At 71.6% G+C, this 25104-nt stretch carries 19 protein-coding genes; 14 read left to right on the top strand and 5 right to left on the bottom strand.

All coding sequences use genetic code 11. The annotated features are described in order from the left end of the window. Nucleotides 1-53: 53 nt before the first annotated feature. From ACIQMV_RS25630 to ACIQMV_RS25640, 3 genes are all read right to left on the bottom strand, one after another. Complete coding sequence (locus ACIQMV_RS25630) at nt 54-572, bottom strand: copper chaperone PCu(A)C (protein ID WP_402595855.1); 519 nt, start codon at nt 570-572, stop codon at nt 54-56. 70 nt (nt 573-642) lie between these two features. Beyond that, on the bottom strand, nt 643-2925 hold the full coding sequence (locus ACIQMV_RS25635; protein ID WP_402595857.1) for a heavy metal translocating P-type ATPase: 2283 nt from the start codon (nt 2923-2925) through the stop codon (nt 643-645). Next, nucleotides 2925-3188 carry a hypothetical protein gene (locus ACIQMV_RS25640; protein WP_402595859.1) on the bottom strand — a complete coding sequence of 88 codons (264 nt, stop codon included), beginning with the start codon at nt 3186-3188 and terminating at the stop codon, nt 2925-2927. The genes ACIQMV_RS25635 and ACIQMV_RS25640 overlap by 1 nt, the downstream gene beginning before the upstream one ends. 583 nt (nt 3189-3771) lie before the next feature. On the opposite strand from ACIQMV_RS25640, the gene ACIQMV_RS25645 reads away from it, so the two are divergent. After that, the gene (locus tag ACIQMV_RS25645) at nt 3772-5013 is read left to right on the top strand and encodes an Ig-like domain-containing protein (protein ID WP_141363316.1); all 1242 of its coding nucleotides are present in this window, start codon (nt 3772-3774) and stop codon (nt 5011-5013) included. Between the two features lie 143 nt (nt 5014-5156). Here the strand turns inward: ACIQMV_RS25645 and ACIQMV_RS25650 are convergent, their stop codons facing one another. Next, the gene (locus tag ACIQMV_RS25650) at nt 5157-6209 is read right to left on the bottom strand and encodes a LacI family DNA-binding transcriptional regulator (RefSeq protein WP_402595861.1); all 1053 of its coding nucleotides are present in this window, start codon (nt 6207-6209) and stop codon (nt 5157-5159) included. Between the two features lie 194 nt (nt 6210-6403). Here ACIQMV_RS25650 and ACIQMV_RS25655 point away from each other — a divergent pair, with 194 nt between their 5' ends. The 7 genes from ACIQMV_RS25655 to ACIQMV_RS25685 all read left to right on the top strand — a co-directional run bounded on the left by ACIQMV_RS25655 (nt 6404) and on the right by ACIQMV_RS25685 (nt 14509). Further along, entirely contained in the window at nt 6404-7474 is a 1071-nt protein-coding gene (locus ACIQMV_RS25655) for a C45 family autoproteolytic acyltransferase/hydolase (RefSeq protein ID WP_402595863.1), read from the top strand. Between the two features lie 8 nt (nt 7475-7482). Next, nucleotides 7483-9129: an amidohydrolase gene (locus ACIQMV_RS25660; protein WP_402595865.1), complete on the top strand. Its 1647-nt coding sequence runs from the start codon at nt 7483-7485 to the stop codon at nt 9127-9129. Continuing rightward, nucleotides 9126-10145, top strand: coding sequence for an ABC transporter permease (locus tag ACIQMV_RS25665; RefSeq protein ID WP_402595867.1), 1020 nt, complete (start codon nt 9126-9128; stop codon nt 10143-10145). Before ACIQMV_RS25660 ends, ACIQMV_RS25665 begins: the two co-directional genes overlap by 4 nt. A 77-nt stretch (nt 10146-10222) precedes the next feature. Further along, nucleotides 10223-11017, top strand: coding sequence for an ABC transporter permease (locus ACIQMV_RS25670; protein ID WP_402595869.1), 795 nt, complete (start codon nt 10223-10225; stop codon nt 11015-11017). Then, nucleotides 11014-12036 (top strand): ABC transporter ATP-binding protein, encoded by a 1023-nt coding sequence (locus ACIQMV_RS25675; RefSeq protein ID WP_402595871.1) that lies wholly within the window; start codon nt 11014-11016, stop codon nt 12034-12036. The genes ACIQMV_RS25670 and ACIQMV_RS25675 overlap by 4 nt, the downstream gene beginning before the upstream one ends. Beyond that, the gene (locus tag ACIQMV_RS25680) at nt 12033-12839 is read left to right on the top strand and encodes an ABC transporter ATP-binding protein (protein ID WP_402595872.1); all 807 of its coding nucleotides are present in this window, start codon (nt 12033-12035) and stop codon (nt 12837-12839) included. Before ACIQMV_RS25675 ends, ACIQMV_RS25680 begins: the two co-directional genes overlap by 4 nt. Nucleotides 12840-12853: 14 nt before the next feature. Then, nucleotides 12854-14509: an ABC transporter substrate-binding protein gene (locus tag ACIQMV_RS25685; RefSeq protein ID WP_402595874.1), complete on the top strand. Its 1656-nt coding sequence runs from the start codon at nt 12854-12856 to the stop codon at nt 14507-14509. A 91-nt stretch (nt 14510-14600) separates the two neighbouring features. On the opposite strand, the gene ACIQMV_RS25690 is transcribed toward ACIQMV_RS25685, so the two are convergent. Continuing rightward, nucleotides 14601-17771, bottom strand: a complete 3171-nt coding sequence (locus tag ACIQMV_RS25690; RefSeq protein ID WP_402595876.1) for a BTAD domain-containing putative transcriptional regulator — start codon at nt 17769-17771, stop codon at nt 14601-14603. A gap of 212 nt (nt 17772-17983) precedes the next feature. Here ACIQMV_RS25690 and ACIQMV_RS25695 point away from each other — a divergent pair, with 212 nt between their 5' ends. From ACIQMV_RS25695 to ACIQMV_RS25720, 6 genes are all read left to right on the top strand, one after another. Further along, entirely contained in the window at nt 17984-18856 is an 873-nt protein-coding gene (locus ACIQMV_RS25695) for a hypothetical protein (protein WP_401779867.1), read from the top strand. Between the two features lie 181 nt (nt 18857-19037). Next, a complete protein-coding gene (locus tag ACIQMV_RS25700; protein WP_388479790.1) occupies nt 19038-20126 on the top strand; it encodes an ABC transporter permease in 1089 nt (362 codons plus the stop codon). A 161-nt stretch (nt 20127-20287) separates the two neighbouring features. Further along, the gene (locus tag ACIQMV_RS25705) at nt 20288-21445 is read left to right on the top strand and encodes a sugar ABC transporter substrate-binding protein (protein WP_402595877.1); all 1158 of its coding nucleotides are present in this window, start codon (nt 20288-20290) and stop codon (nt 21443-21445) included. Beyond that, a complete protein-coding gene (locus ACIQMV_RS25710) occupies nt 21442-23052 on the top strand; it encodes a sugar ABC transporter ATP-binding protein (RefSeq protein ID WP_402595878.1) in 1611 nt (536 codons plus the stop codon). Before ACIQMV_RS25705 ends, ACIQMV_RS25710 begins: the two co-directional genes overlap by 4 nt. Next, complete coding sequence (locus tag ACIQMV_RS25715; protein ID WP_402595879.1) at nt 22995-23822, top strand: aspartate/glutamate racemase family protein; 828 nt, start codon at nt 22995-22997, stop codon at nt 23820-23822. The genes ACIQMV_RS25710 and ACIQMV_RS25715 overlap by 58 nt, the downstream gene beginning before the upstream one ends. After that, a complete protein-coding gene (locus tag ACIQMV_RS25720) occupies nt 23819-25102 on the top strand; it encodes an amidohydrolase family protein (protein ID WP_402595880.1) in 1284 nt (427 codons plus the stop codon). The genes ACIQMV_RS25715 and ACIQMV_RS25720 overlap by 4 nt, the downstream gene beginning before the upstream one ends. Nucleotides 25103-25104: the final 2 nt, after the last annotated feature.

Raw genomic sequence — 25104 nt, forward strand, 5'->3', positions numbered from 1 at the left:
CGTACAGGACGGGTGGGTGGGGCCGGGCCGCACGCCTTGACGCCCCCGATCGGTCACGCCCCGTCCTGGCCGGGGCGGACAACCACGGCGAGGGCCTCGACGCGTCCCGCGTGTTCGAAGTGCAGGACGAAGGGCACCAGATCGCCGGCCTGCCACCGCCTGGTGACCGGCACGGTGACGTCGCCGGTGTGCGGTGACATGTCCAGCGTGCCGCCGGCCGGAACCGGCAGGCTGTCCGTTGCCTCACGGTAGCCGGATGCCCCCTTGCTCATCCGGTGGCGGCTGAGGGAGATTCCTCCCACGACGGCGGGTGACGTCACCTGCACCAACCGGTCCGGTGCGTCGCCCGTGTTGGTGACCCTGAAGAGCGCAGCCGTCTCGGGCACGTCCCCGAACGGCAGGTAGAGCCGTGCGTGGGTGACCCCGATGTGCGGTGGGCTGCCCGCGTTTCCGGAGGCGGCCCACACCGACAGGCCGCCCAGAGCGAGGACGCAGGCGCACACGGGGGCCATCGCCCCGAGCAGGGTCTCGGTGAGGCGGCGGCGGGTGGGAATCCAGGGGTGGGCTGTCATCGGCGGGCACTCCCGGTCGGCGTCGAGCGGCGGGGACGGGTGGGGGGCCGTCCCCTGGTGGAAGAGGACGTCACGGCATGCTCCGAGGGGCCGGCGGCCGCTTGCGCCCGGACGCGCGCGACGGCTGCCAGACGCGCAGCCGCAGGCTGTTGCCGACCACGAGCAGGGAGCTGGCGGACATCGCCGCGGCCGCGAGCATCGGGTTGAGGAGACCGACCATGGCGAGCGGCACGGTGACGGCGTTGTAGCCGAACGCCCATGCCAGGTTGGTCCGGATGGTGCCGAGTGCTGTGCGGGCGAGCCGTACCGCGTCCGCCAGGGCCTCGATGTCGCCCCGGACCAGCGTCACGTCCGCGGCCCCGATCGCCACGTCCGTGCCGCTCCCCATGGCGATGCCCAGATCGGCGCCGGCCAGGGCGGCGGCGTCGTTGACACCGTCGCCGACGACGGCGACCCGGTGGCCCTCGGCCTGCAACTCGCGTACGAGGGCGCCCTTGCCCTCGGGCGTGCACCGGGCGTGCACCTCGTCGATGCCCAGCTCCGCCGCGACGGCCCGGGCGGCCACCTCGCCGTCACCAGTGGCGAGGACGGGGCGCACGCCCAGCCGCCGCAGCCGGTCCACGGCCCGGTAGCTTCCCGGCCGCAGGACGTCCCCGATCTCGATCAGGGCTTCCGCTCTCCCGTCCACCCGCACCATGACCACTGTGTGCGCGGCGGCCTCGGCGGCCGGCAGCGCGCCCGCGAGGGCCCGCGGCAACTCGTCGTCCGGAATTAGGACTTCGACTTGGTGCTCCTCCACCGCGCCGCGTACGCCACGCCCCGGCAGCGCGACGAAGTCACGCACGTCGGGCAGGCGTTGCCCGCCCAGGATCCGCCCGGCGTATGCCGTGACGGCCCGGCCGAGCGGATGCTCCGAGCCCTGCTCGACGGCCCCCGCGAGTCGCAGCACCGCCTCCGTGCCGAGTCCGTCGGGCCCGGTGGTGACTTTGGCGACGCTCATATGGCCGGACGTGAGCGTGCCGGTCTTGTCCAGCACCACGGCATCGATGTGCTGCAACCCCTCCAGAGCCTCGGCGCCCTTGACGAGGACACCCAGCTCAGCACCCCGCCCGGTTGCGGCCATCAGCGCGGTCGGGGTGGCCAGGCCGAGTGCGCACGGGCAGGCGACGACGAGCACGGCCACGCAGGCGGTGATCGCGGCCTGCGGCTCCACGCCGGCACCCAGCCAGAATCCCAGCGTGGTGGCGGCCAGGGCCAGCACCACCGGGACGAGCACTCCGGCGACCGTGTCGGCAAGGCGCTGCGCCCGCGCCTTCCCGGCCTGGGCCTCGGTCACCAGCCGTGTGATGCGGGCCAGTTGGGTGTCGGCGCCGACCGCCGTGGCCTGCACGAGCAGGAGCCCGCCGACGTTGACGGCTCCGCCGACCACCGAGTCGCCCGGACCGGCCTCCACCGGCTCACTCTCCCCGGTGACCAGCGCGAGATCGACGGCGGAGCTGCCCTCGACCACCGTGCCGTCGGTGGCGACGCGCTCCCCGGGCCGGACCACGAAGACCTGCCCGACCCGCAGTTCCTCCATGGGAACGAGTCTTTCCCCGCCGGCATTGCGTACCGACACCTCCTTGGCCGCGATGCGGGCCAGCGAGCGCAGCGCGGCGCCCGTTCCCCGGCGGGCCCGCGCCTCCAGGAAGCGGCCCGCGAGCACGAACAGGGGCACCCCGACGGCCGCTTCCAGGTAGAGGTGCGCGACACCGTGGGAGGTCGAGGGCACGAGGCTGAACGGCATCCGCATCCCGGGGGCGCCCGCGCCGCCGAGGAAGAGCGCGTACGCCGACCAGGAGAACGAGGCCGTCACTCCGAGCGACACCAGCGTGTCCATGGTCGCCGCCGCGTGACGCAGCCCGCGCACCGCGCGCCGATGGAAGGGCCAGGCCCCCCACACGGCGACCGGTGCGGAGAGCACGAAGCACAGCCACTGCCAGTTGCGGAACTGCGTAGCGGGAGCCATCGACAGGACGAGCACGGGAACCGCGAGCAGGGCCGTGACGATCAGCCGGTCGCGTTCCTGCCGCGGTTCCGCAGGCTCGTCGTCAGCGTGCTCCTCACGCCGCGCTCGGGGCGGCTCGGGCAACGCGGCCGTGCAGCCGGCCTGCTCGACGGCGGCGATCAGCTGCTCCGGGCCGACCCGCGGCGGATGACTGACCCGGGCACGGCCGGTGGCCAGGTTGACGGTGGCGGTGACGCCGTCCAGCTTGCCGAGCTTCTTCTCGACCCGCTTCACACAGGCCGCGCAGGTCATTCCGCCGACGGTGAGATCGGTGACGACCTCCAGGGATGCCGGTTCGGCAGCCATCAGCCCCCGCTTCCGTGGTTCATGTGCGTGCCGCCCATATCGCCCCGGTCCATATCAGCGCCGTCGTGGCCGCCCGTGCCGTCCTGGGTCGTACGGGTTCCGTGCATTCCGGGAGCCACGGGCCCGACGGAGGCTCCCACGGCGTAGGAAGCGGTGAACATGAGTGCCAGCAGCAGGAGGAACCCCCACAGGACAGGCGGCGGCAGCGCGCTGGGGGACGCCTCGGCCACGGGGCCTTCAGCGCGTTGCGGGGTCTGGTCCATCACCGAGTCTCCAGGTCGCTTCGTACGGCAACCGTGCTGTCGAGCCGCACCACATCACTGGTCGGACGCGTCGGCGCCCCAGTTCCTCGGCAACGATGTGCCATGGGTCACACGTTCTCGCTCGTCAACGACGAGAGACGACGAGACGGACGGCACGCTGGACGGAATGGCCACACTCCGCAGGGGAGCGCGGAACACTCCGCGGGCGAGGACGGGACGAAGCGGTTCGGTTTCCTCGTGGAGCGAGCAGCGCGGCCGCCGCCTTTCGTCCCGCGCCGGCAGACCCACGGCCGCCGCGCCGGAGGAGGCCGCCAGGTGCATCCCGGCCGTGTCGTGCACGGTGCCCCCTCCCCCACGGTCGGCAGCCATGCCGCCGGAGTCCGTCACGGCGACCACCCACGCCGTGGCCCCGGCAGCGGCGAACTGCCGAGGAGGGTCTCGGCGTCGCACTCGGCACGCGTGGGCTTCGCCACAGTTTGCCCATTTCGGGACGCATGAATGCCTATAAGTGGTTCTAAAGCCAGTTACAGTCCTCGGGCAGTCAGCTCCGGGGATTCGAAGAGCAGTGACATGGGAGAAGCGTTTGATCACGGCACGTAAACGACGCACCGGGCTGGTCGCCACGGCCGGCGTACTCGGCGGCGTAGTCGCACTCACGGCCCTGGGCGGCACCAGCAACGCCGCCACCAGCGGCAGCGGCGCCGGGGACCACCCGAAATCGCAGGTGCGGCAGGATCAGGCGGCCGCCCCGGACGTTTCCGAAGCCCGAGTAAAGATCACGCCCGCGCGGGGAGCCGACAGCGTCGGGGCCGGCAAACCCGTCAAGGTCACTGTCAGTAAGGGCAAGCTCACCAAGGTGACCATGACCGCCGTCGCGACCGGTGCCGAGATTCCGGGCACCCTGTCCGCGGACGGCACGTCCTGGAAGCCGAACGTCTCGCTGGAGCGGGCCACCAGGTATCAGGTCGCCGCAGAGGCCGAGGACGCCAAGGGCCTCTCCGTCACCGGGTACGCCACGATCACCACAGCCTCCCCGGCCGACGGCTTCATCGGGCACCTCTCCCCCGAGGACGGCTCGACCGTCGGCGTGGGCATGCCGGTGACCGTCAACTTCGACAAGGCGATCAGGGACAAGGCCGCCGTACAGTCGAAGATCCAGGTCAGCTCCAGCAGCGGCCAGCAAGTCGTCGGCCACTGGTTCAACAACGACCGTCTGGACTTCCGCCCCAGGGACTACTGGAAGCCCGGCTCCACCGTCACCGTCAAGCTCGACCTCCACGGCGTCCAGAAGACGATCACGTTCAAGATCGGCCGGAGCCAGATCAGCACCGTCGACGCCAAGACGAAGCAGATGACCGTCGTACGGGACGGCAAGACGATCAGGACCATCCCGATCTCGTCCGGCAGCCCCGAACACCCCACGTACAACGGGCAGATGGTCATCTCCGAGAAGTTCAAGCAGATCCGCATGAACGGTTCGACCGTCGGCCTCACGAAGAAGGACGGCAAGCCCGCGTACGACATCGCGGACGTACCGCACGCCATGCGTCTGTCCGCCTCGGGCACGTTCATCCACGGCAACTACTGGAGTGCCGACTCGGTCTTCGGCAAGGTCAACACCAGCCACGGCTGCGTGGGTCTGAAGGACGTCAAGGGCGGCGACGACGGCAAGCGGCCCGCCGCGTGGTTCTTCGACAACTCGATGATCGGTGACGTCGTGATCGTCAAGAACTCCGAGGACAAGACCGTGCTGGCCCCGGACAACGGCCTCAGCGACTGGAACATGCCGTGGAGCCAGTGGGTCGCGGGCGGCACGACCGGCTGACGTCACGTCACCCCCACATCGGAACCGGGCTCTTTGGCGTCGCGGTACGTCAAAGCTGCCCGACGACCGGCGAGTTCACCTGAGCGTCGACCAGGATCGAAGTCGTGCGGGCGAAGGGCGCGTACGGCAGGGCGGGATCCGTCTCAGTCGTCCCGGCCCGGTGAGCATCGGGCGTTCGTGTCGGTGCGCCGCGAGGACGCGCGGACCCGGAACCGGGCGGTCGTCAGGACCGGTCCCGCGCTCGGCTCGCCCGCGATGCGCGCCTGGAGAAGGTCGAGCAGCGCCAACGTCGTTTCCGCGGCATGGAGTTCGACTGCTGAGATGGCGGGCCGGCTGTGCCGGGTGTGCTCGGAGTCGGAAGCCGCGGCAAGCATCGTCCGATCGGGCACGGCGACGCCGCGCGCCGTGAGACCCGCGAGCACGCCGGCCGCCTGACGACCGGTGTGGCACAGGATCGCGTCGGGGATCCCGTCGTCCACGATCGCGTGCGCGATGTTCTCGCCGCCGTGCTCGCCGGCGCGCTCGGCCGACGTGTAGACGCGCGGCGTGATCCCGACGCTCTCACACCACGCGCGGTACGTCGCCTCGCTGTCGATGTTCCACGCGTTGGGGTCGGTTCCGCGCAGCAGCACGATCGACCGGGCACCGGATGCGGCGAAGTGCTCGTAGATGCGCCCGAAGCTGGAGCCGTCGTCCTCGGTGGCCCAGTCGGTGAAATCCGGGCGGCTGGGATCGCGTCCCAGCGTCACGTACGGGATCCCGCGCCGTTCGAGGAGATCGATCACCGGATCGTCCACGTGCGGCATCGTCACGATGTAGCCGTCGAGTGACAGCGCCAGTGGTGGTGTCGGCCGCTTGGTCGGGTCGGGCACGAGCATCACACTGAGTCCGCGGTCCATCGCCTGTGCCGAAGCGGCACCGATGTAGCGAGTGAACACGTCGACGCCCCGCGGCGTGTACTCACCCAGCGCGTCCAGCGATCGCATGACGAGGCCGATCGCCCCGACCGACGAACGTCGCAGACCGCGCGCGAGGGCGTCGGCCTGGTACTCCATCTCCTCGGCGACGGCCCGGACGCGCAGCCGCGTGGCCACGCTGAGCGTCCCGGTGCCATTGAGCGCCATCGAGACCGCCGCGATGGAGACACCCGCGCGCTGGGCGACATCGCGAATGGTGACGCCCTTCGATCGAGCCATGACGGCCCCTCCTTGGTACGTACCTTTCGCTGCTCCCCCAGACCGCCGGACCGTGGTCGCCGACGCACGCCGGGGCGGCAGAAAGGCAGAAAGTGACACGACAAACACCATTGTATTAAACGTTTTACGTACCTAGCGTGTCGCCCGCCCCTCACCGTGACGGGCCTCACAAGCAAAGGTCGCACAGCAACACCATGAAGCTGCACACACTGCGCACGACCACCACCGACTCCCGCGACCGTGGACGCGAGATCGGCACGCGGTACGCGGACCAGGTGCGTGACGTCAGCGCCCGCTACCTGGCGCATTTCAGGGTTCTGGGCATCTCGGAGACGACCGTCCGCGACATCGTCGCCCACAGCCATGACGCCTTGCGCGACTGGTATCCGGCTCTGGCCGAGGAGTCCGACGGAATCGCCGAGGCATCAGGAATCGAGCCATGGCAGGTGGCAGCGGTCGGCGCACGGACCGAAGTACTGGCCGCCACGCCCGGCAAGGGCGAGTGCACAACCGCCGTGCACACACCGCTCTCCGGCGGACCGCCCGAGACGATCCAGACATGGGACTGGCACGACTCGCTCACGCCGGACGGTCTGCTGCTGTCGCTCGTGACCGGAACGCGACGCCGGGTGAAGCTCTTCACCGAGTTCGGCACGGCCGCGAAGATCGGGGTGAACGACGCCGGCCTCGGCCTGCACTTCAACATCCTGCACCACCGCTCGGACAACGCCGCCGGCGGTGTGCCCGTCCACGCTGTCGCGCGTCGCGTCCTCGAGGAGGCGGCCACGGTGGCGGAGGCCCGCGACATCGTCGCCTCCGCGACCGTGAGCGCGTCCACCGTGCTGACCGTCGCGACCTACCGGGACGGCCACTCCGCAGCAGCGTCCATCGAGATGTCACCGGCCGGATTCGCCGTGGTGCGACCCGGTGCGGACGGCTGGCTCATCCACACCAACCACTTTCTCGACCCCGGCCTCGCCGGCGGTGACACCAGCACTCCGGAATCGGTGTCGGCCGAGCGGTACCACCACGCGCGCGCTGTGCGCGGCGGCATGACCGGCCGCTCCGCGCCGGAGCGCGCGGCCGCCTTCTGCAGCGGTGACGGTGCCGCCGCGGTGGTGTGCGTCCGTGCCGACGATTCCCAGCCGGGCCACGAACAGTGGAGCACCTTGTTCACGGCCTCTCTCGACCTTCCCGGCGTTGCCCTCGAGTACCGGGCAGGCGACCCCGACGCTGCGGCCCGTGAGGGTCTCGACCGTTTCTGAGGAACCCGATGGACAAGGACACGACCATGCCCGCTCATCTCTACCGCAACGCCCGGATCTTCACCTCCGGCCAACGCCCCTGGGCCGACTCGCTCGTGGTGGTGGGCGACCGGCTCACCTACGTCGGCGACGGGGCCACCGCAGCGCGTGTGGCCGGACCGGATGCCCTCATCCACGACCTCGACGGCGCGACCGTCCTCCCCGGCTTCGTCGACGGCCATGCGCACGTGATCGGCACCGGTGAGGCGGCGGTCCAGGTCGATCTGTGGGGCACCAACACGGTGGAGGAGATCCAGCGGCGCATCCGGACGTGGGCGGAGGAGAACCCCGACGCACCCCGGGTGCTCGCCACCGGGTGGAAACACGGTGACATCCCGGGCGGCGTACCCGATCGGGGCATGCTCGACGCCGTCGTCGCCGACCGGCCCGTCTACGCGCAGGCCTACGACTTCCACTCGATCTGGCTGAACTCGGCCGCCCTCGCCGAAGCCGGCATCGACGACACCACGGCATCGCCACCGGGAGGAACGGTCCACCGGGACGAGCGGGGCGCGGCCACCGGCCTGGTCGACGAGACCGCGATGCACCACCTCGTGTGGCCGGTACTCGACCGATTCGCCACTGACTTCGACCGTGACGAGGCCCTGGCGGTCGTCCTCGCGGCGTACGCCGAGTCCGGGATCGTCGGTTCGACCGAGATGGCGCTGGGCGAAGGCGACTACGAGGCGATGCGTCGTGCCGATGAGGCGAGCGTCCTGACCACTCGAATCGCCGCGTTCTGGCGCGTCCAGCCCACCGGCGACGAGGGGAGGAACCTCGCCCAGGTCGAGCGCGCCGTCGAGCTCGCCACCCGCCGGGCGACCCCGTTCCTGCGCGTGACCGGCATCAAGGTCATGGTCGACGGAACCGTCGACGGGTGCACCGCGTCCCTCGGAAAGCCCTACGTGAACGGCACGAACGCCGACCCGATCTGGAGCCTTGCCGAACTCGCGCCGGTGGTGGCCGCCGCGGACGCGGCCGGTCTGCAGGTCGCCCTGCACGCCATCGGTGACGAGGCGATCCGGGTCGCGATCGGGGCCGTAGAACACGCCGTCGCCCTCAACGGCCCCAAGGAGCGCCGCCACCGCATCGAACATCTCGAAGTCGTCGACCCGGCGGACATCGACCGGCTGGCAGCACTCGGGATCACGGCGAGCATGCAGCCCGTGCACGCTGATCCTGCCATCCAGGAGAACTGGCGGCGCGTGCTCGGCGACGAGCGGGCCGACCGCGGCTTCCCGTGGCCCGAGATGACCGATGCCGGAGCCACCCTCGTGCTCGGCACCGACTCCCCCACGTCGCCGCATGCGCCGCTGCCCAACATGTTCATCGCGGCGACACGGCGTTCGGCACTCGATCCGTCGCTGCCCGCCAACATCGCGCACTACGCCCTGCCGCTGGCCGACGCGATCGTGCACGCCACACGTGACGCTGCCTGGGCGAGCCGCTCCGAGCACCTGCACGGCCGTCTGGCCGAGGGGTTGTACGCCGACTTCATCGTTCTCGACCGGGACATCTTCACCCGGCCACTGGAGGAACTGCTCGACACGCGGGTGCTGCGCACGGTCGTGGGCGGCCGCGTGGTCCATCACGCGCAGCCAGGGGTGAACCGATGAGCCCCGCGACCGTGACGGCACCCGTGCGATCAGGGCGGGCGAAGGCGAAGCAGCGGCCCGGCGGCGTGATGCTGCGGTTCGTGGCCACTCGCGTCGTGGGGCTGGTGGTGACCTTGTTCATCGCGAGCCTGGTGGTCTTCGGAGCGCTCTACGCCGCGCCGGGAAGCCCGCTCACCTACCTCACGCACGGTCGCACCATGAGCCCCGAGGCAATCGCCTCGATCAAGGCCGAGTATCACCTCGACGACCCCGTCTGGCAGCAGTACCTGAGGTGGCTCGGCGGCGTGGTGCACGGCGACTTCGGAACATCGATCATCTACAACCAACCGGTGGCGTCGCTGGTCGGAAGCCGCGCCTTCGCGACCACGCTGCTCGTCCTCATGGCCGCGGCGATCGTCCTGGTGCTCGGGTTGGCCATCGGCACCCTCGCCGGCCTCAGGCCCGGCCGGTTGTCACGGTCCGCCATGGCCGGCGCGACGGCCGTCATGGCGGTGCCGACCTTCGTCGGAGCGGTCGTGCTGATCATCGTGTTCGCCGTCGACCTGGAGTGGTTCCCGGTGTTCGGCGCCGGCCGTGCGGGCCTCGACGAGGTCCACCACATGGTTCTTCCGTCGATCGCGCTCGCGTTCGCGTCGGTCGCGTTCGTCGCGCGACTCGCCCAGACCGCGATCCGGCAGGAGCTGTCGGCCGATCACGTGCAGACGGCGATCAGCCGTGGACTGCCCCGCGGGGCCGTCGTACGCAGACATGTGATGCGCAACGCCGCGATGCCGGTGCTCACCGTCGCGGGTCTCACGATCGCGGGCCTGATCGCGGGAAGCGTCGTCGTGGAACAGGTCTTCCAGCTCGGCGGGCTCGGTCAGTTCCTCGTGAGTTCGGTGCAGCAGAAGGACTTCCCCGTCGTACAGGCGATCTGCCTGATGTACGTCGCCGCCTTCATCGTGCTGAACACCCTCATCGACGTCGCCTACACACTGCTCGACCCGCGCGTGTCGATCGGGAAGAAGGACTCATGAGCACGACAGCAGCGGTGCGACGGATCGGAGCCCGAAAGGCCGGCCCACGGACGATGCGTCGTACGAGATCCGTCGGCATGTCCGGTTGGGTGGCGGTCGCCGTCCTCGGACTCGTCGTCTGCTTCGCCGTCCTCGCACCCCTCCTCGCCCCCCACGATCCGAACGCCGTCGACCTCTCCGGTGCGTACCAGGGCTCGAGCGGCACCCATCCGCTGGGAACCGACGCAAGCGGGCGGGACCTTCTCTCGCGCCTCGTCCACGGCTCCCGGACCGCGCTGATCGGACCGTTCCTCGTCGTGATGATCTCGACTCTCCTCGGGACGATCCTCGCGCTCGCGGCCGTGTGGTTCGGCGGTTGGTTCGACCAGATGGTGGTGCGCGTCGTGGACGCCGTGTTCGCCTTCCCGGGGCTGCTGCTGGCGATCCTGGCGACCGCCCTGTTCGGGTCCGGTCTGAAGGCCGCCACCGCGGCGCTGTCCCTCGCCTATGTCCCCTACATCGCGCGGATCGTGCGGAGCGCTGCGCTGCGAGAGCGTTCACTGCCCTACATCGCGGCACTGCGGGTTCAGGGCGTGCACGGGCTGCGGATCGCCTTGCGGCACATCCTGCCCAACGTGGGCGGGTTGATCGTCGCCAACGCCACACTCGCCTTCGGGTTCGCCCTGATGGACTTCGCCGGCCTGTCGTTCATCGGCCTCGGGGTGCAGCCACCGACATCGGACTGGGGCGCGATGGTCGGCAGCGGTATGGCCGGTGTGCTGCAACAGCACCCTCAGGAGGCCCTGTTCGCCAGCGCACTCATCGTCATCACCGTCGGTGCCGTGAACGTGCTCGGCGACCGGCTCACGGAACGCTGGGAGGCACGCTCGTGAACGCACTTCTCGAAGTCGACGGTCTGACGGTCCGGCTGCCTGTCGCGGGCGAGTTGCGCACCGTGCTGCGCGATGTCTCGTTCTCACTCGGCAGCGGAAGCACTCTCGGTCTGGTCGGCGAGTCCGGTTCGGGCAAGTCGATGACGGTGCGCACCATCGCACGCCTGCTCCCCGACGACGCCGACGTCCGGGGCGGTGTCCGCTTCGACGGCGCCGAGGTGTTCGACCTGCGCCCCGACGCCCTGCGGTCCTATCGGGCGAAGGACGTCGCGATGATCTTCCAGGACGCACGGGCCCACACGAACCCCGTACGCACGATCGGCGACTTCCTCACCGAGGCGATGCGCACCAACGACCGGATGCCGAAGTCCGCTGCTCGCAAGCGCGCCCAGGAACTGCTCGCCGAGGTCGGCATCGGGGACCCGGAGCGCCGGCTGCGGCAGTACCCCCACGAGCTCTCCGGCGGCCTGCTGCAACGGGTGATGATCGCTGCCGCGGTGGCCGCACGACCCCGGCTCGTCCTCGCCGACGAGCCGACCACCGCGCTCGATGTCACCACCCAGGCGGAGGTGATGGCGATTCTCGGGCGCATGCAGCGCGAGTACGGCATGGCGATGCTCTTCATCACGCACGACCTGGAGCTCGCCGGTGCCGTGTGCGACGAGACGATCGTGCTGTACGCCGGCCAGGTCATGGAGCGCCAGGCGTCGGTGCGGTTGCACCAGGACCCGCTCCACCCCTACACCGCCGCACTGGTGCAGGCACGACCGGAGATCGACCGACGCGTCGACCGACTGCCCGCGATCACCGGTCATCCGACCACCGCCTACGAGGCACCGGGCGGCTGTGCGTTCGCGCCGCGCTGCCGCTTCGCCGAGGAGCGGTGCCGGGCAGGAGTGCCGCCCCTGCTGCAGATCGGCCCGTCGCAGACCCGGTGCGTCCGGATGCCCGGCCTGCGCGGACAGATGGTGGAGCAGCAGCACGTCGGCTCCCCTTCGCACGAGGAGGTCCAGCGATGACCGCACCGCTGCTCGTGGTCGAGCACCTGACCAAGACCTTCGGCCGTGGGCGTGCCGAGGCAACGGCGGTCGCCGACGTGAGCTTCGCCCTGGCCCCGGGCGGAGCCCTCGGCATCGTCGGCGAATCCGGCTCCGGAAAGACGACCACAGCCCGGATGATCATCGGCCTGGAGCGTCCCTCCGGCGGTCGCATCATGTTCCGGGGCGAGGACCGCACACACCCGGCGCGTTCCGCACGCAGTCGCCGTGAGCGGGGCCGGGACATCCAGATCGTCTTCCAGGACCCATACACCTCGCTCGACCGCCGTCAGCGCGTCGGCGACTGCCTCGCGGAAGTCGTCGGCGTGCATTTCCGGCTCGGCCGCGACGGGACCAGGAAGCGCGTGAGCGAACTCGCCGAGCTCGTCGGACTCGACGACCGGCAGCTCGCGGCACTGCCGAGGGCACTCTCCGGAGGGCAGCGCCAACGCGTCGCCATCGCTCGCGCGCTCGCCGCCGATCCGGACATCCTCATCCTCGACGAGGCCGTGTCGGCCCTGGATGTCTCGATCCAGGCGCAGATCCTCAATCTGCTCTCGGACATCCGGCAGAAACGCGGCGTGAGCTACCTGTTCATCAGCCACGATCTCGCCGTCATCCGCCAGGTGACCGACGACACGATCGTCATGCGTCACGGCGCCGTCGTCGAGCAAGGGCCCACCGCCGCCGTGCTCGACAACCCCCAGGACCCCTACACCCACTTGTTGCGCGACAGCGTCCCTCGCAGCGGGTGGGACCCCGAAGCCCTCACAGCCCGACACTGAACGGGAGTTCCGCCATGTATTCACTCCGCCCCCGCAGACGGGCGACGGCACTGGCCGCCGTCGCCGCCGCGGCCACCCTGGTGCTGGCCGGCTGCTCCGGAGGAGGCACCTCCGGCACCGGAGCGACCGGGTCCTCCGACGCGTTGACGACCTTCACGCCGAAAGGCTCGGGGTCGGTCGACACGATCACCTGGAACGTCTTCCAGGGCGAGCCCCAGACCGTCGACCCCTTCCAGTCGGCCGACTACACGCCGAACATGATCAACTCGAACATGTGCGAGACACTGCTCGCCCAGACGCCCGACTTCCGGATCAAGCCCAATCTGGCGACCTCGTACGCGAACCCCGACCCGACGACCTGGGTCTACAAGCTGCGCGGCGACGTCACCTTCTGGGACGGCTCGCCGATGACCGCCGACGACGTCGTGTGGAGCATGCGGCACAACATGACGGACAAGTCGAGCTTCTACGGCTACCTGTACTCGAACGTCGCCTCGATCGCGAAGACGGGCACCGATGAAGTGACCGTCAGACTCAAGAAGCCGGACTACCTCTTCAACGACGAGCTGGCGAGCTTCGCCGGTGTCGTCGTCGAGAAGAAGTTCTACGAGCAACACGGCAAGAAGGTGGGTACGCCGGGCGTCGGTGTCATGTGCACCGGCCCCTACACGTACGGCAAGTGGACGCAGGGTCAGTCGATCAGCGTGAGCCGTTACGACGGCTACTGGAACAAGTCGCTGCCGTTGAAGGTGAAGAACATCGATTTCACCTTCCTGACCGACGACTCCGCGATCACCTCCGGCCTGCTCTCGGGCCAGATCGACGGGACGTACGGTCCGCCGACGGCCGGGCTGGCACAGCTGAAGGCGTCGTCGGCGGGCAAGCTCTACTCGGGTGCCGCGCCCCTGGCCGTCACGCTCGTGGTCGCGAACCAGAAGGGCGCGATGGGCAACGCGGACGTGCGCAAGGCGCTCCAGATGGCCATCGACTGGAAGGGCATCGGCGACCAGGTGTACGCCGGTGAGGGGACCGCTGTTCCGCTGCAGACCGTGCCGGCCGTGTACGGCTTCGCGAAGGACGAGCTGACCTCGTACGCCGACTCGGTCAGGACCGACGGCTCCGCGAAGGTCGACGAGGCGAAGAAGCTGCTCGCCGGCGTTCCGGCCGACGTGAAGTCGAAGCAGATCAGCCTCGTGGTTCCGCAGCAGGCGGAGACGCAGCAGCTGGGCCTGGGGATCAAGGCCGCGGCCGACAGGATCGGCTTGCACTTCAAGCTCAACGTCGTACCCGCGACCGGCTACTCGAACTACCTGTACGACCCGGCGACGCGGGGCAGCACCGACCTGCTGTACACGCAGTTCTGGCCGAACATCCCGAACCCGCTCGACTGGCTGGGCCTCACCGCGATCACCGGAGGCACCTTCAACCAGTCCGGCTACAGCGACATCGACGGGCTCTACGCCAAGGCGATCAGCACGAAGGACGACGGCGCCCGCGCCAAGCTGGTCGTGCGGATGGAGCAGAAGCTGCACGACGAGATGAATCCGATGTTCTCCGGCATCCAGCTGACGAACGACGTGTGGCTCGGAAGCAGGATCACCGGGGCGCCGGCGGCGTTCGACTACGTCTACTACCCATGGGCGGCGTACCTCGGCGGAACCGGCAAGTAGTCCTCGTCCTGGTCGACGGCCCGGCGGTGGGGAGCGCAGCGGGGGTGGGACGGTCTTGCGTGGGCCGTCCCACCCACGTGTGCCGCTGGTCTCACCCGTGCCGAAGCTCCGCCAGCAGCCGGCGCGTCGCTGAGGAAGGGCTCGCGCTGACCTCCTCCAGCGCGAGTCCGCATCGGCGGTAGTGGTTGATGACCTCGTCGTACTGCCCGAGCGCCCCCGCGATCCGCATGAGCAGCCGCCACATCGACTCCCGGTAGGGATCGCCCTCCAGGGCCTGCTCGGCCAGGGCGAGCGCTGTCTGCGGTGTGTCGAGCCGCCAGGCGAGTTCCGCCGCGTCGGTGGTGACGTCGAGGACGAGCCGGGCCAGTTCCGCCCGCCGTTTCTCCGCCCACGCCGACGTGGCCCGCGGCAGGTACGGTCCGTGCGCGGCCACGGCCAGCGCGGACGTGAGACGGGTCAGGCGCTGATCGCCCCCGCACTCGGCCGCGGTGGCGACCCAGCCGGTGAACTCGTCGGTGTACGTGGTGACCTGGGCCGCACCGGCCAGCGAGATCGTGCCGTCCTCCAGCCGCAGCGCCTCCTCGTCGGGCAGGACGAGACGCAGATGATGGACGGCCTGGCGGAGGTAGGCGCGCGCGGAGCTGTCGGACCGACTGTCGAAGAGCGCGTCGAGCGCGGCCGTCCGGGTCACTGTACGCTCGGGCGCCGCGAGGAGCAGGCCCATCAGCTCGTACGACTTGGCGATACGGGGTCGGACCAGCTCGCCGTTGACGAGGAGACGGGTGGGTCCGAGGTCGTGGAACTCCACCACGGCGGACGTCCCTTCGGCGGCCGGCAGCGGCTCCCGTACCTCAGCGGGCGCGGGTCGTACGGAGGTGGAGAGGAGGGGGCGGCCGAGGCTGTGCCAGGAGGAGTCGGTGTCGGTGAGCCCGTCCAGGCGGCGGGAGAGCACGCCGGGGAACGCGCGCAGCGCGCCGAGCAGGGCGTGCCGGGTGCCCAGCCGGTAGGCGGTGGCGAGCGCCAGGTCGGCGGCGCGGTCGGCCGCGTCGGGGTCGCCGGCCCGCCACTCGGCCTCCGCCAGGTACACCGCGGCGGCGCACAGCTCCAGGATGCGGTCGGCCTCGTGCATCGAGACGACCGCGCGGCGCAGCCGGACGAGGGCCTCCGCGTCGTCGGCGGGCGTGCCGCAGCCGAGCAGGGCGAAACCGTGGAGTGCGTCGAGTTGTTCACCGGTGGACTGGTAACTGCGCGCGTAGGGAAGGGCCTCCAGGTCCTCCAGGACCCGGCGGGCCCGGTGCGGGTCGCGGCACAGCCACAGTTCGAGCTTCGCCTCGGCGAGCATCGAGAACATGTCCCATACCAGGCTGCCGTTGCGCCGGGCGATGTCGCGGCCCTCGGTGAGGAAGGCGCGGGCCCGCTCCTCCTGGCCCAGTTCGGCGGACAGCTCCACGCCGACGACCGCGCTCAGCCCGGCCGTCACCACACCGCGTTCGACGGTGGCGCGCAGCAGCCGGTCGGCCTCGTCGAGACGGCCCAGCGCCCGCAGCGCGGCGATCCGCCAGGGCCCGGACACCACGCCCGCCCAGCGGCTGTCGGTGCTGGCGAGGACGTCGTTCAGGCGGCCGCGCCAGTAGTGGGCGCGGGCGATCAGACCCTCGGCGGGCACACCGACCGCGCTCGGCGGGGTCCGGCCGCGGTCGCGGGAGTCCACCAGGCTCGCGAGGTAGTGCACGGCCTCGATGTCGTCGCCGGGCGGAGCGAGCCGCAGCAGCCGTTCCAGGTCGTCGACGCGGCACGCGTGGTAGTACGACCACGCCATCATCGCGGCGGCCCGGGTGGACCGGGAGGCGATCGCGTCGCGCTCGCCGAGCTGGTGCAGCTGGTCGGCGATGCGCACCCCGCGCCGGTAGTCCTCGCGGCCCACGGCCAGCATCAGTTCGGCCGTGGTCAGCGGGGAGCTGCTCGCGGAGTCCGCGTAGGCGAGCTGGTCCAGCCAGCGCTCGGCGACCTCGTGGTCGCCGCGCTCGATGACGTCCTCGATCGCCTCGACGGCGTGCGGCAGCGCCGCCGCGGTGTCGCCGAGGCCGAGGAATGCCTCGGCGGCCTCCTCGTGCCGGCCTTCCGCGCCGAGGAGTTCGGCCGCGGTGAGCCGGGCGGTACGGGCGCGGACGGCGCCGTACTCGTCGAGCTGCTGCACCAGGCAGTCGCGGAAGCACAGGTGCAGCCGCATCGCGGCCGGGCGGGTCTCCCAGACGGCGGGCAGCTGGTGGGCGCGCAGGGCGGTGAGGGTGCGGGCCGCGTCGGGGAAGCCGAGTGCCTCGGCGCGCGGCACCGTCACCACGTCCAGCACCGATGTGCCGATGAGGAAATCCCGCTGATCCTCCGTCAACCCGTCGAGGAGCTGCTGCGATATGTACGCGGACAGCGGCTCCGTGTCGAGGGACGGCCAGGCGTCGTCGTCCGCGGCCGGTGTCTCGGCGAGGAAGCACACCCCGGTCACCCAGCCTCGGGTCACCCGCAGCAGCTGCTCCACGTCGCGGGACGGGCCCGGCAGCCCTGCGACGACCTGGGCGGCCTCGGCGCGGGTGAGGGCGAGCTCGGCCTCGCCGATCACGGCGGGCGGCCCGCCCGGCCCCGTACGCGGTACCGGTGCCTGACCGAGGCGCACAGCACGCCGGCTCACGAGCAGGAACCGCAGGCCCTCGGGTGCGTACCGGAGCAGGCCGTCGAGGACGGTGAGGGCGGCGGGGGAGCCGCTGAGCCGCTCCACCTCGTCGAGGACGAGCACCAGTTCGACATCGGCGTCATCGTCGCCGTTCGTGACGGAGTCGCTGGCGCCGCTTCTGGTGCCGTTCCGCCAGGAGTCCGAGGTTCCCTTCGCCAAGGCCGCCTGGTCCGTCGCCTCGGCCAGCAGCCCCGCGGTCTCCGCGTGCGGAATGCCCGCCGCCAGGGCCGAGGCGACCGTCCCCGCGACCTCCGGAACGGCCGAGGCCAGCGCCGCCTCCAGATACGTCAGCAGGCGGCCGGACGCGCAATCCGTGTCGTCGAGGGACAGCCAGGCGACGCGCCGGCCGGTCGCCGCGAGGTACTGGCGCACAGCCGTCGTCTTTCCGGAACCCGCCATTCCGAGGATCTGCACCGTCTGGTGCCGGTGCAGCGCGTGGTCGAGCAGGGCGGTGAGACGGGGGCGGGCGACGGCGCGGTCGGGGAGGGGAGGCAGCTGGATCTTGCGTCGGATGAGATGGACGTTCTCCCGAATCATCCGTACCGCCTTGTCTCGTCGTGCCGGGCCGCGCCGACGGCTCAGTGCGGTCCGGCGTGGCGGAAAAAAGGTGCTGAAGGACGGAATCTACGTGGTCAGTGGCCGAAATTGCATCCCCCTCCGGGGACGGCACCTGCCCCGGGCGCGGCGAAACGGGGGTTCCCCGTGCTGGTTTCGCCGCCGTTAACGGGCCGCGCGGCAGCCTGTGGGACGTGACGAGAGCGATGACGCAAGCCGGTCTCCAGGGCCGTGCGGACAGCAGGCCGCTGCCGGTACGTGAAGTACGGCGGCTGGCCGCGCTGTTGGCGCGGGCCATGGAGTCGGGTGAGCCGACGGCCCCGCTCCACCTCGCCTTCCCTGAGGTGGACGGCGCCGAGGCCGAACGCATCCGTGCGGCCCTGCTGGACCGCACCGCCGACGACGGCCCGCGCTGGGCCGTCATCGCCGACCCCGCACCCGGCGGTGAGCGCTCGCTCGCCCACGTCACGGCCGGCATGGTGCACCCCGGTGGCCGTGTCCTCGTCGAGCGACCGGACGCCGTGGTGCTGCGGGCGCGGCTGCTGCTGCGCGTCGCACCCGGTTCCCCCGGCCTGCTGCCGCCGCTCGCCCTGTGCTGGGAGCTGCGCCGCCAGGTCTACGGGGAGGGTCCCAGCCCCGCCGACCTGATCGCCGCCAACGCCGGCGTGCTGCTGGTCGTCCCCGGCGACATGCCCGCCGAGGCGGCACGGGGCCGGGAGCCCGGCACGGTGTCGTGGAGCGTTGGCGCGGCCGGCGATCGCGCCGCGAGCGGTGTCCTCACCGCCGACGACGTCCGCGACGACCTCGCGTGGGCGGCGGGACTCGCCGGCGACCCCTTCGGGTACGTGCTGTCCCGGCCGCTCGGCCCGCCACTCGGTCCCGGCGTCACCTCGGCGACGCTGACCGCCGACGCGGCCGGGCTCACCCGCTCGGTGACCGTGGCGCTGGAAGCGCCGCCCGTCACCGGGTCCCGGACGGACCCGGGCCCGACCGGTCCGCGTCCGTCCGGGACCGTCCAGGGGCCGCGGTCCGACGCCACCGACGTCGGACCCCGCCCCGGCCGGTGACGACCGGGGCCCGCGACACCCGATCCCGCCCAAGTGCCCCGCACGGCCCTCCGTGCCTCACCCCGCACGGCTTCTCGCGCCGTGCTCGTACGGCCCACCGACCCGTACGACCCCTTCGACCCTCCGCCCCAGTGCCCTCCTCGCCCCTGCGACAGGCCTTCACCCGCCCGAGGTGGTAGCGATGCAAACCGACGCCCCGCAGACCCCGTCCCCGCACGCGGAAGTCCCTCCCAGCCGTAAGGAAGCCCAGACCCGGGCCGGTTCCACGGCGGCCGCCGCCCCGCCGGGCCGCACGAAGAGCGCCGAGGTCCGGCGCGCGTCCGGCGGCGCCGTGGACCTCTTCCAGCGGTACGCGGTCCTGCTGGTCCTCGTGGCCCTGGTGGCCGTCTACTCGGTGCTCGCCCCCGACACGTTCCCCACCATGGACACGTTCCGCGTGATCACCTCCACGCAGGCGGTGCTGATCGTGGCCGTGCTGGGTCTCACCCTGCCCTTCGCCGCCGGCGAGTTCGACCTGTCCTTCGGCGCCGTCATCGTCTGGGCGTCGACGCTCACCGCCGTCCTGACGAAGCAGCAGGAGTGGCCGCTCGCGGCCGCCGTACCGGTCGTGCTGGTCAGCTGTCTGCTGTGGGGAGCGCTCAACGCGCTGTTCGTGGTCGGCTTCGGCATCAGCTCGATGGTGACCACGCTCGGCTCCAGCACCGTGATCATCGGCCTGACCCTCGCGGTCAGCCAGTCCCAGGTCATCGCGGGTCCGCCCGAGCTGCTGACCAACCTGACGACCGGGAAACTCCTCGGTCTGCCCTACCCGGTGTGGTTCAGCTTCGCCGTCGCCGTGGTGGTCTGGCTGATCCTGGAGCACACCCCGCTCGGCCGCTACCTGTACTTCACCGGTGAGGGCCGCGAGGTGGCCCGGCTCAGCGGCCTTCCCGTGGACCGGCTGCGCACCGGCGCGCTCATCGCCAGCGCCCTGTTCTGCGGTGTCGCCGGGATGATCAGCTTCGGCCGGCTGGGCAGCGCCGACCCGAACCTCGGCTCGTCGTTCCTGCTGCCGGGTGCCGCCGCCGTGTTCCTCGGCGCCACGGTCGTCCGCCCCGGCCGGTTCAACGCCTGGGGCACCGTCATCGCCGTGTACCTGCTGGTCACCGGCGTGACCGGGCTCCAGCTCCTCGGCGGGGCGGGCTGGCTGGAGAACGTCTTCAACGGCGGGGCGCTCGTACTCGCCGTCACCTTCGCCCACGTCGTCGCCCGCCGCCGCACCCGCGTCTGAGCCGGCGCGCACGCCATCCCCGATACGTCACTCACCGGATGGAACGCCACGTACGCCCCCCGGCACTGCCTGGCGCTCCCCCGGCCCGAACGGCCCCGCACCACCCGTGCGCAGGCGACGCGCACGCCCACGACTCCACCCGAACGCCGAAAGGAACCCTCGTGCGAATCCACAGCCTCCCCCGGAGCAGAGCCGCCGGTGCCGCACTCCTCGCCGCCGCGCTGATCGTGCCGCTCTCCGCGTGCAGCGCCGCCCAGGGCATCACCGAGAAGGCCGCTGACAGCAAGACCGTCGCCGCCGCCCGGAAAAGCGCGCAGGCCCTGGTCGACAAGGCCTCCGGCCCCACCGTGTTCAGCAAGCCCGGCGACGCCTTCGACATCACCGCGGCCCGCGGCAAGACGGTCTGGGTGGTCACCCTCGACAACAGCATCCCGTACGTCCGCTCCGTCCTGAACGGGATGACGGAGGCCGGCCGCCAGGCCGGAGTGAAGGTCCGCGTCTTCGACTCCAAGGGCTCCACCAGCACCGCGGGCAAGGGTGTCGAGCAGGCGCTCGCGACCGACGCCGCCGCCGTGGTCGCCTTCGGCATCAACCTCAGCGAGGTCAGCGGCGCCGTCCGCGCCGCGCAGCAGGCGAAGGTGCCGGTGATCTCCGCGTTCAACGTGGACGCCAACGCGCCGCTGGAGGAGGGCGCCGCCGGTGCCGTGAGCGTCGACTTCTACGACTCCGGCCGCATCCTCGCCGCCCACGCGGTCACCGCGACCGACGGCCCGGTGCACGCGTCGTACCAGCACCTGCCCTCGGTCGCGACGTTCACGGCGCTGAAGAAGGGCCTCCAGGACGGGTTCAAGGAGTTCTGCCGCAGTGGCTGCAGCCTCTCCGTCGACGATCTCAACCAGGCCGACTTCAAGCAGGGCGCCGAACGGGTCACCTCCTCGACGCTGATGCGCAACCGCAAGCTGAACTGGGTGTTCCCGGCGATCGACGGCATCGCCCAGTTCACGGTGCCCGCGATCGAGGCCGCGAACCGGCCCGAGGTGCAGGCGTCCAGCATCAACGCGGTCACCGCCAACCTCGAGTTCGTCCGCAACGGGCGCGTCCAGAGCGCCGACGTGGGCAACAACAACTCCTGGCTGGGCTGGGCGATGATGGACCGCAGCCTGCGCGCGATCACCGGGCAGAAGGCGGCCACGACCGTCGTCCCGCTGAAGCTGTTCGTCAAGGACAACCTGAAGGGCAAGGACCTCGCCGACGAGGACGCCCTGTTCGACGGCGCCGACTACCGCGGTGGCTTCACCGCCCTGTGGAAGACGCGATGACCGCGCCCGGCACCCTCACGGAACAGGGCGGCGGACGGCCCGAGGACGCCGGGTCCCGTGCGCAGCACCGCGGCATCAGGCTGGAGGGCATCAGCAAGACCTTCGGCCCGACCCGTGTCCTGCACTCGGTCTCCCTCGACTTCCCGGCCGGCCGCACCACCGCGGTCCTCGGCGAGAACGGAGCCGGCAAGTCCACCCTGTTCAAGATCCTCTCGGGCTTCCACGCCCCCGACGCCGGTGGCCGTCTCGTCGTCGACGGCACCGAGCACCGGCTGCCGCTCACCCCGACCTCCTCCGCCGACCTGGGCTTCGCCTTCGTCCACCAGGATCTGGCCCTCGCCCAGACCCTCAGCGTCGCCGAGAACGTGTGCGTCGGCGCCCTCGTCACCTCCCGCGCCGGACTCGTGCGCTGGCGGGAACAGGCGAGGCAGGTCAAGGAGTTGCTGGACGGCCTCGGCATGGACATCGACCCCGCGGCCCCCGTGCACCGGCTGCCGCAGGGCGAGCGGGCGGTCCTCGCCATCGCCCGTGCCCTGTACGCGCGCGGCCGGCGCCACTCCAAGCTGCTGGTCCTCGACGAGCCGACGGCCAACCTCACCGAACGCGAGCGCACCAGCCTGTTCGACGCGATCCGCCGGGTCACCGCCCGCGGCACCGCCGTCGCCTTCTGCACCCACCGTCTCGAAGAGGTCGGCATGATCGCTGACCGCGTGGTCGTGCTGCGCGACGGGCGCCTGGTGTCCGAGCACAAGGCGGGCGACATCGCAGGACCCGGTGAACTCGCCGCCGCCATCATCGGATCCGCGCCCCGGGCGGCGGCCGCCCGGACCGCGCGCACCGAACCCGGCGCGCCCGTCCTGCGCGCCGAGGGACTTCGTGGCCGCACCGGCAGCCCCGTCGACCTGACCGTGCACGCGGGCGAGATCGTCGGGGTCACCGGGCGCGCGGGCGCCGGCCACGACGCCCTGCCCATGCTGCTCCTCGGCTCCGACCGCACCGCGGGCACCCTCACCGTCGGCGAGCGCACCCTGCGGGCCTGGCGCCCCTCGGCCGCGCTCGCCGCGGGACTCGCCGTCCTGCCCGCCGACCGCAAACAGCACAGCGGCGTGCAGAGCTTCGGCATCCGCGAGAACCTCACCCTGGTCAGCCTGCGCCGCCACACCCGCCGCGGCTTCGTCGACCGGACCGCCGAGCGCCGTACCGTCCAGGACGCGATGGAGCACTACGACGTACGGCCCCGCACCGAACCCGACCGGCCGCTTGGCACCCTGAGCGGCGGCAACCAGCAGAAGGTGCTCCTCGCGAAGTGGCTCCAGCGGCCCGGGCTGCGCTGCCTGGTGCTGCACGAGCCGACGCAGGGCGTCGACGTGGGCGCCCGCCGTGCCCTGCTCGACACCGTCACCGCGCTCACCGAGGAGGGCCTCGGCGTCCTCGTCGTCGGCTCCGACCACGAGGAACTGGCCCAGATCTGCGACCGCGTCCTCGTGATGTCCCGCGGCGCCGTCGTCGGCGAACTCGACCGCCCGGCCGCGGACGAGATCTCGGCGGCGTGCCTGGGCGCGACGACGCCCGCGGCGGCATCGGCGACGACGGGAGCGGCGCCGTGACGGCGTGCGAGGGTCTCGGGAGCACGGGACCGGTCCCCGCGACGGCCGGCGCGCGCCCCGGCGTCGCGGCGACGACGGCCCCCGCCCACGGCACCCGTCGCTCCGTCCTCGTCCTCAACCCCAACAGCTCCGCCGTCGCCACGGGCCGTATCCGCTCCGGCGCCGAGCTCTGGGCAGGTCCGGGCATCGACGTCGACGTGCGCTCGCTGCCGGGCGGTCCGGCGGGGATCGACAGCGGCGACGACATCGCACTCGCCGCCGCGCTGACCCTCCGGGAGGCACCCCGGCTCGCGGCCGGGCGGGACGCGGTGGTCGTCGCCTGCGGCCACGACCCCGGCCTCGCCGAGGTCCGCGGGCTGCTGCCGGTGCCCGTCGTCGGCATCGCCGAGGCCGCCATGCTCCAGGCCTGCCTGTACGGCGGCCGGTTCGCCGTACCGGTGTTCTCACCGCGCTCCGTGCCGCTGGTGCGGGGCCTCGTGCACCGGTACGGGCTCGACGCGCGGCTCGCGTCGATCGTGCCGATGGCGACGGACACCGCCGCCGCCGTACGCGACCCGGAGGCGCTGCTCGACCAGTACGTGCGGGCCGGGCGCACCGCACGGGACCGGGACGCCGCCGACAGCCTCGTCCTGATCGGCTCCGTCGTCGGCGCCCTCGCCCCGGCCCTCGAAGCCGAACTCGGCGTCCCGGTGGTCGCCGGACTGCCCGCCGCGCTCGCCCTCACCGGCGCTCTGCTCACCCACCGCACACCCCAGGAGTCGATCCGATGAGCACCACCACCCTCGTCCACGGCGGTCCCGTCCTCGATGTGCGCCACGGCACCTGGCGCGAGGGCGCCGCCGTGGTCGTCGAGGACGGGCGCGTCACCGAGGTCGTCGGCCGTGACGCCGTCCCGCACGAGACGGACGCCGAGATCGTGGACACCGACGGAGGGCACATCCTGCCCGGCCTCATCGACGCGCACGCCCACCTGATGAGCCGGTCAGGCGTCGAGGCGGACGCCGGACTCATCACGCGCAGCGTCGTCGACGGCGTCATCACCGCCCGCCGGTTCATCGAGTCCGGCGTCACCACCGTCCGCGACCCCGGCTGCAAGCACCGCGGCATCCACGCGCTGCGCGCCGAACTCGCCGCGGGCCGGGTGCTGGGCCCGCGTGCCTTCACGGCCGGACCGAACGTCGTCGGCAGCGGCGCTCCCGTCGACTGGCGCAACGTCTTCGCCGACGGTCCGGACGCCGTACGCCGCGCCGTCCGGTTGGAGCGGCTGGCGGGCGCCGACTTCATCAAGCTCGTCCTCAGCCACACCACCGCCGACTCCGACTGGACGGCGTGCCTGCGGTACCTCAACGACGAGGAGATCGCGACGGCCGTCAGCGAGGCCCATCTCCTCGGGGCCCGTGTCGGCTGTCACTGCGAGGGCATCGACGCGGCCCGCGCCGCCGTCGACGCCGGCGTCGACGTCGTCGACCACGGCCTGGCGATCGACGCGCCCCTCGCCGCCCGGATGGCCGCGCAGGGCACCGTCTACGTCCCCACCCTGTGGGCGTTCCGCACCAAGACCCACCTCAACGTCGGCCAGACGATCACCGAGGACCAGGCGGCCGTGTACGAGGAGCGGATCGGCGCCGTCCACGAGCAGTCGGTCCGGAACGCCGTCGAGGCCGGCGTCACGATCGCCGCGGGCAGCGACCCGATCCACTGGATCCCCGCCCGCGACGTCCTGATCTGCGAGCTGGAGGCACTGACGGAAGCCGGACTGAGCGCCGCAGACGCGCTGCGCGCCGCGACCCTCGGCAGCGCCACCGCGCTCGGCGAGCAGGACAACCTCGGCAGCCTGGAGCCCGGCTACCGCGCCGACGTCCTCGTCGTCGACGGCGACCCGCTCACTGATCTGCGCGCCCTCGGCCGGCCCCGGCTCGTGATGAGGGACGGCCGCGTCCTTGTCGACCTGCGCGACGACAAGGCGGCGGCCGAGGCCCTGTGGGCCGACATCGCCACCGGACAGCCCGCGTCCGAGCGCCAGCCGGAGATCTGGCTGCGCCGCGACTGAGC

It is taken from the genome of Streptomyces sp. NPDC091412, from assembly GCF_044756885.1.
Lineage (GTDB): Bacteria > Actinomycetota > Actinomycetes > Streptomycetales > Streptomycetaceae > Streptomyces.

Bases quoted from the DNA above. Each gene is read 5' to 3' on its own strand.
- ACIQMV_RS25650 (WP_402595861.1), bottom strand. From the start codon at position 6,209: ATGGCTCGATCGAAGGGCGTCACCATTCGCGATGTCGCCCAGCGCGCG.
- ACIQMV_RS25630 (WP_402595855.1), bottom strand. From the start codon at position 572: ATGACAGCCCACCCCTGGATTCCCACCCGCCGCCGCCTCACCGAGACC.
- ACIQMV_RS25685 (WP_402595874.1), top strand. From the start codon at position 12,854: ATGTATTCACTCCGCCCCCGCAGACGGGCGACGGCACTGGCCGCCGTC.
- ACIQMV_RS25640 (WP_402595859.1), bottom strand. From the start codon at position 3,188: ATGGACCAGACCCCGCAACGCGCTGAAGGCCCCGTGGCCGAGGCGTCC.
- ACIQMV_RS25700 (WP_388479790.1), top strand. From the start codon at position 19,038: ATGCAAACCGACGCCCCGCAGACCCCGTCCCCGCACGCGGAAGTCCCT.
- ACIQMV_RS25660 (WP_402595865.1), top strand. From the start codon at position 7,483: ATGGACAAGGACACGACCATGCCCGCTCATCTCTACCGCAACGCCCGG.
- ACIQMV_RS25680 (WP_402595872.1), top strand. From the start codon at position 12,033: ATGACCGCACCGCTGCTCGTGGTCGAGCACCTGACCAAGACCTTCGGC.
- ACIQMV_RS25635 (WP_402595857.1), bottom strand. From the start codon at position 2,925: ATGGCTGCCGAACCGGCATCCCTGGAGGTCGTCACCGATCTCACCGTC.
- ACIQMV_RS25690 (WP_402595876.1), bottom strand. From the start codon at position 17,771: ATGATTCGGGAGAACGTCCATCTCATCCGACGCAAGATCCAGCTGCCT.
- ACIQMV_RS25670 (WP_402595869.1), top strand. From the start codon at position 10,223: ATGTCCGGTTGGGTGGCGGTCGCCGTCCTCGGACTCGTCGTCTGCTTC.
- ACIQMV_RS25655 (WP_402595863.1), top strand. From the start codon at position 6,404: ATGAAGCTGCACACACTGCGCACGACCACCACCGACTCCCGCGACCGT.
- ACIQMV_RS25720 (WP_402595880.1), top strand. From the start codon at position 23,819: ATGAGCACCACCACCCTCGTCCACGGCGGTCCCGTCCTCGATGTGCGC.
- ACIQMV_RS25665 (WP_402595867.1), top strand. From the start codon at position 9,126: ATGAGCCCCGCGACCGTGACGGCACCCGTGCGATCAGGGCGGGCGAAG.
- ACIQMV_RS25710 (WP_402595878.1), top strand. From the start codon at position 21,442: ATGACCGCGCCCGGCACCCTCACGGAACAGGGCGGCGGACGGCCCGAG.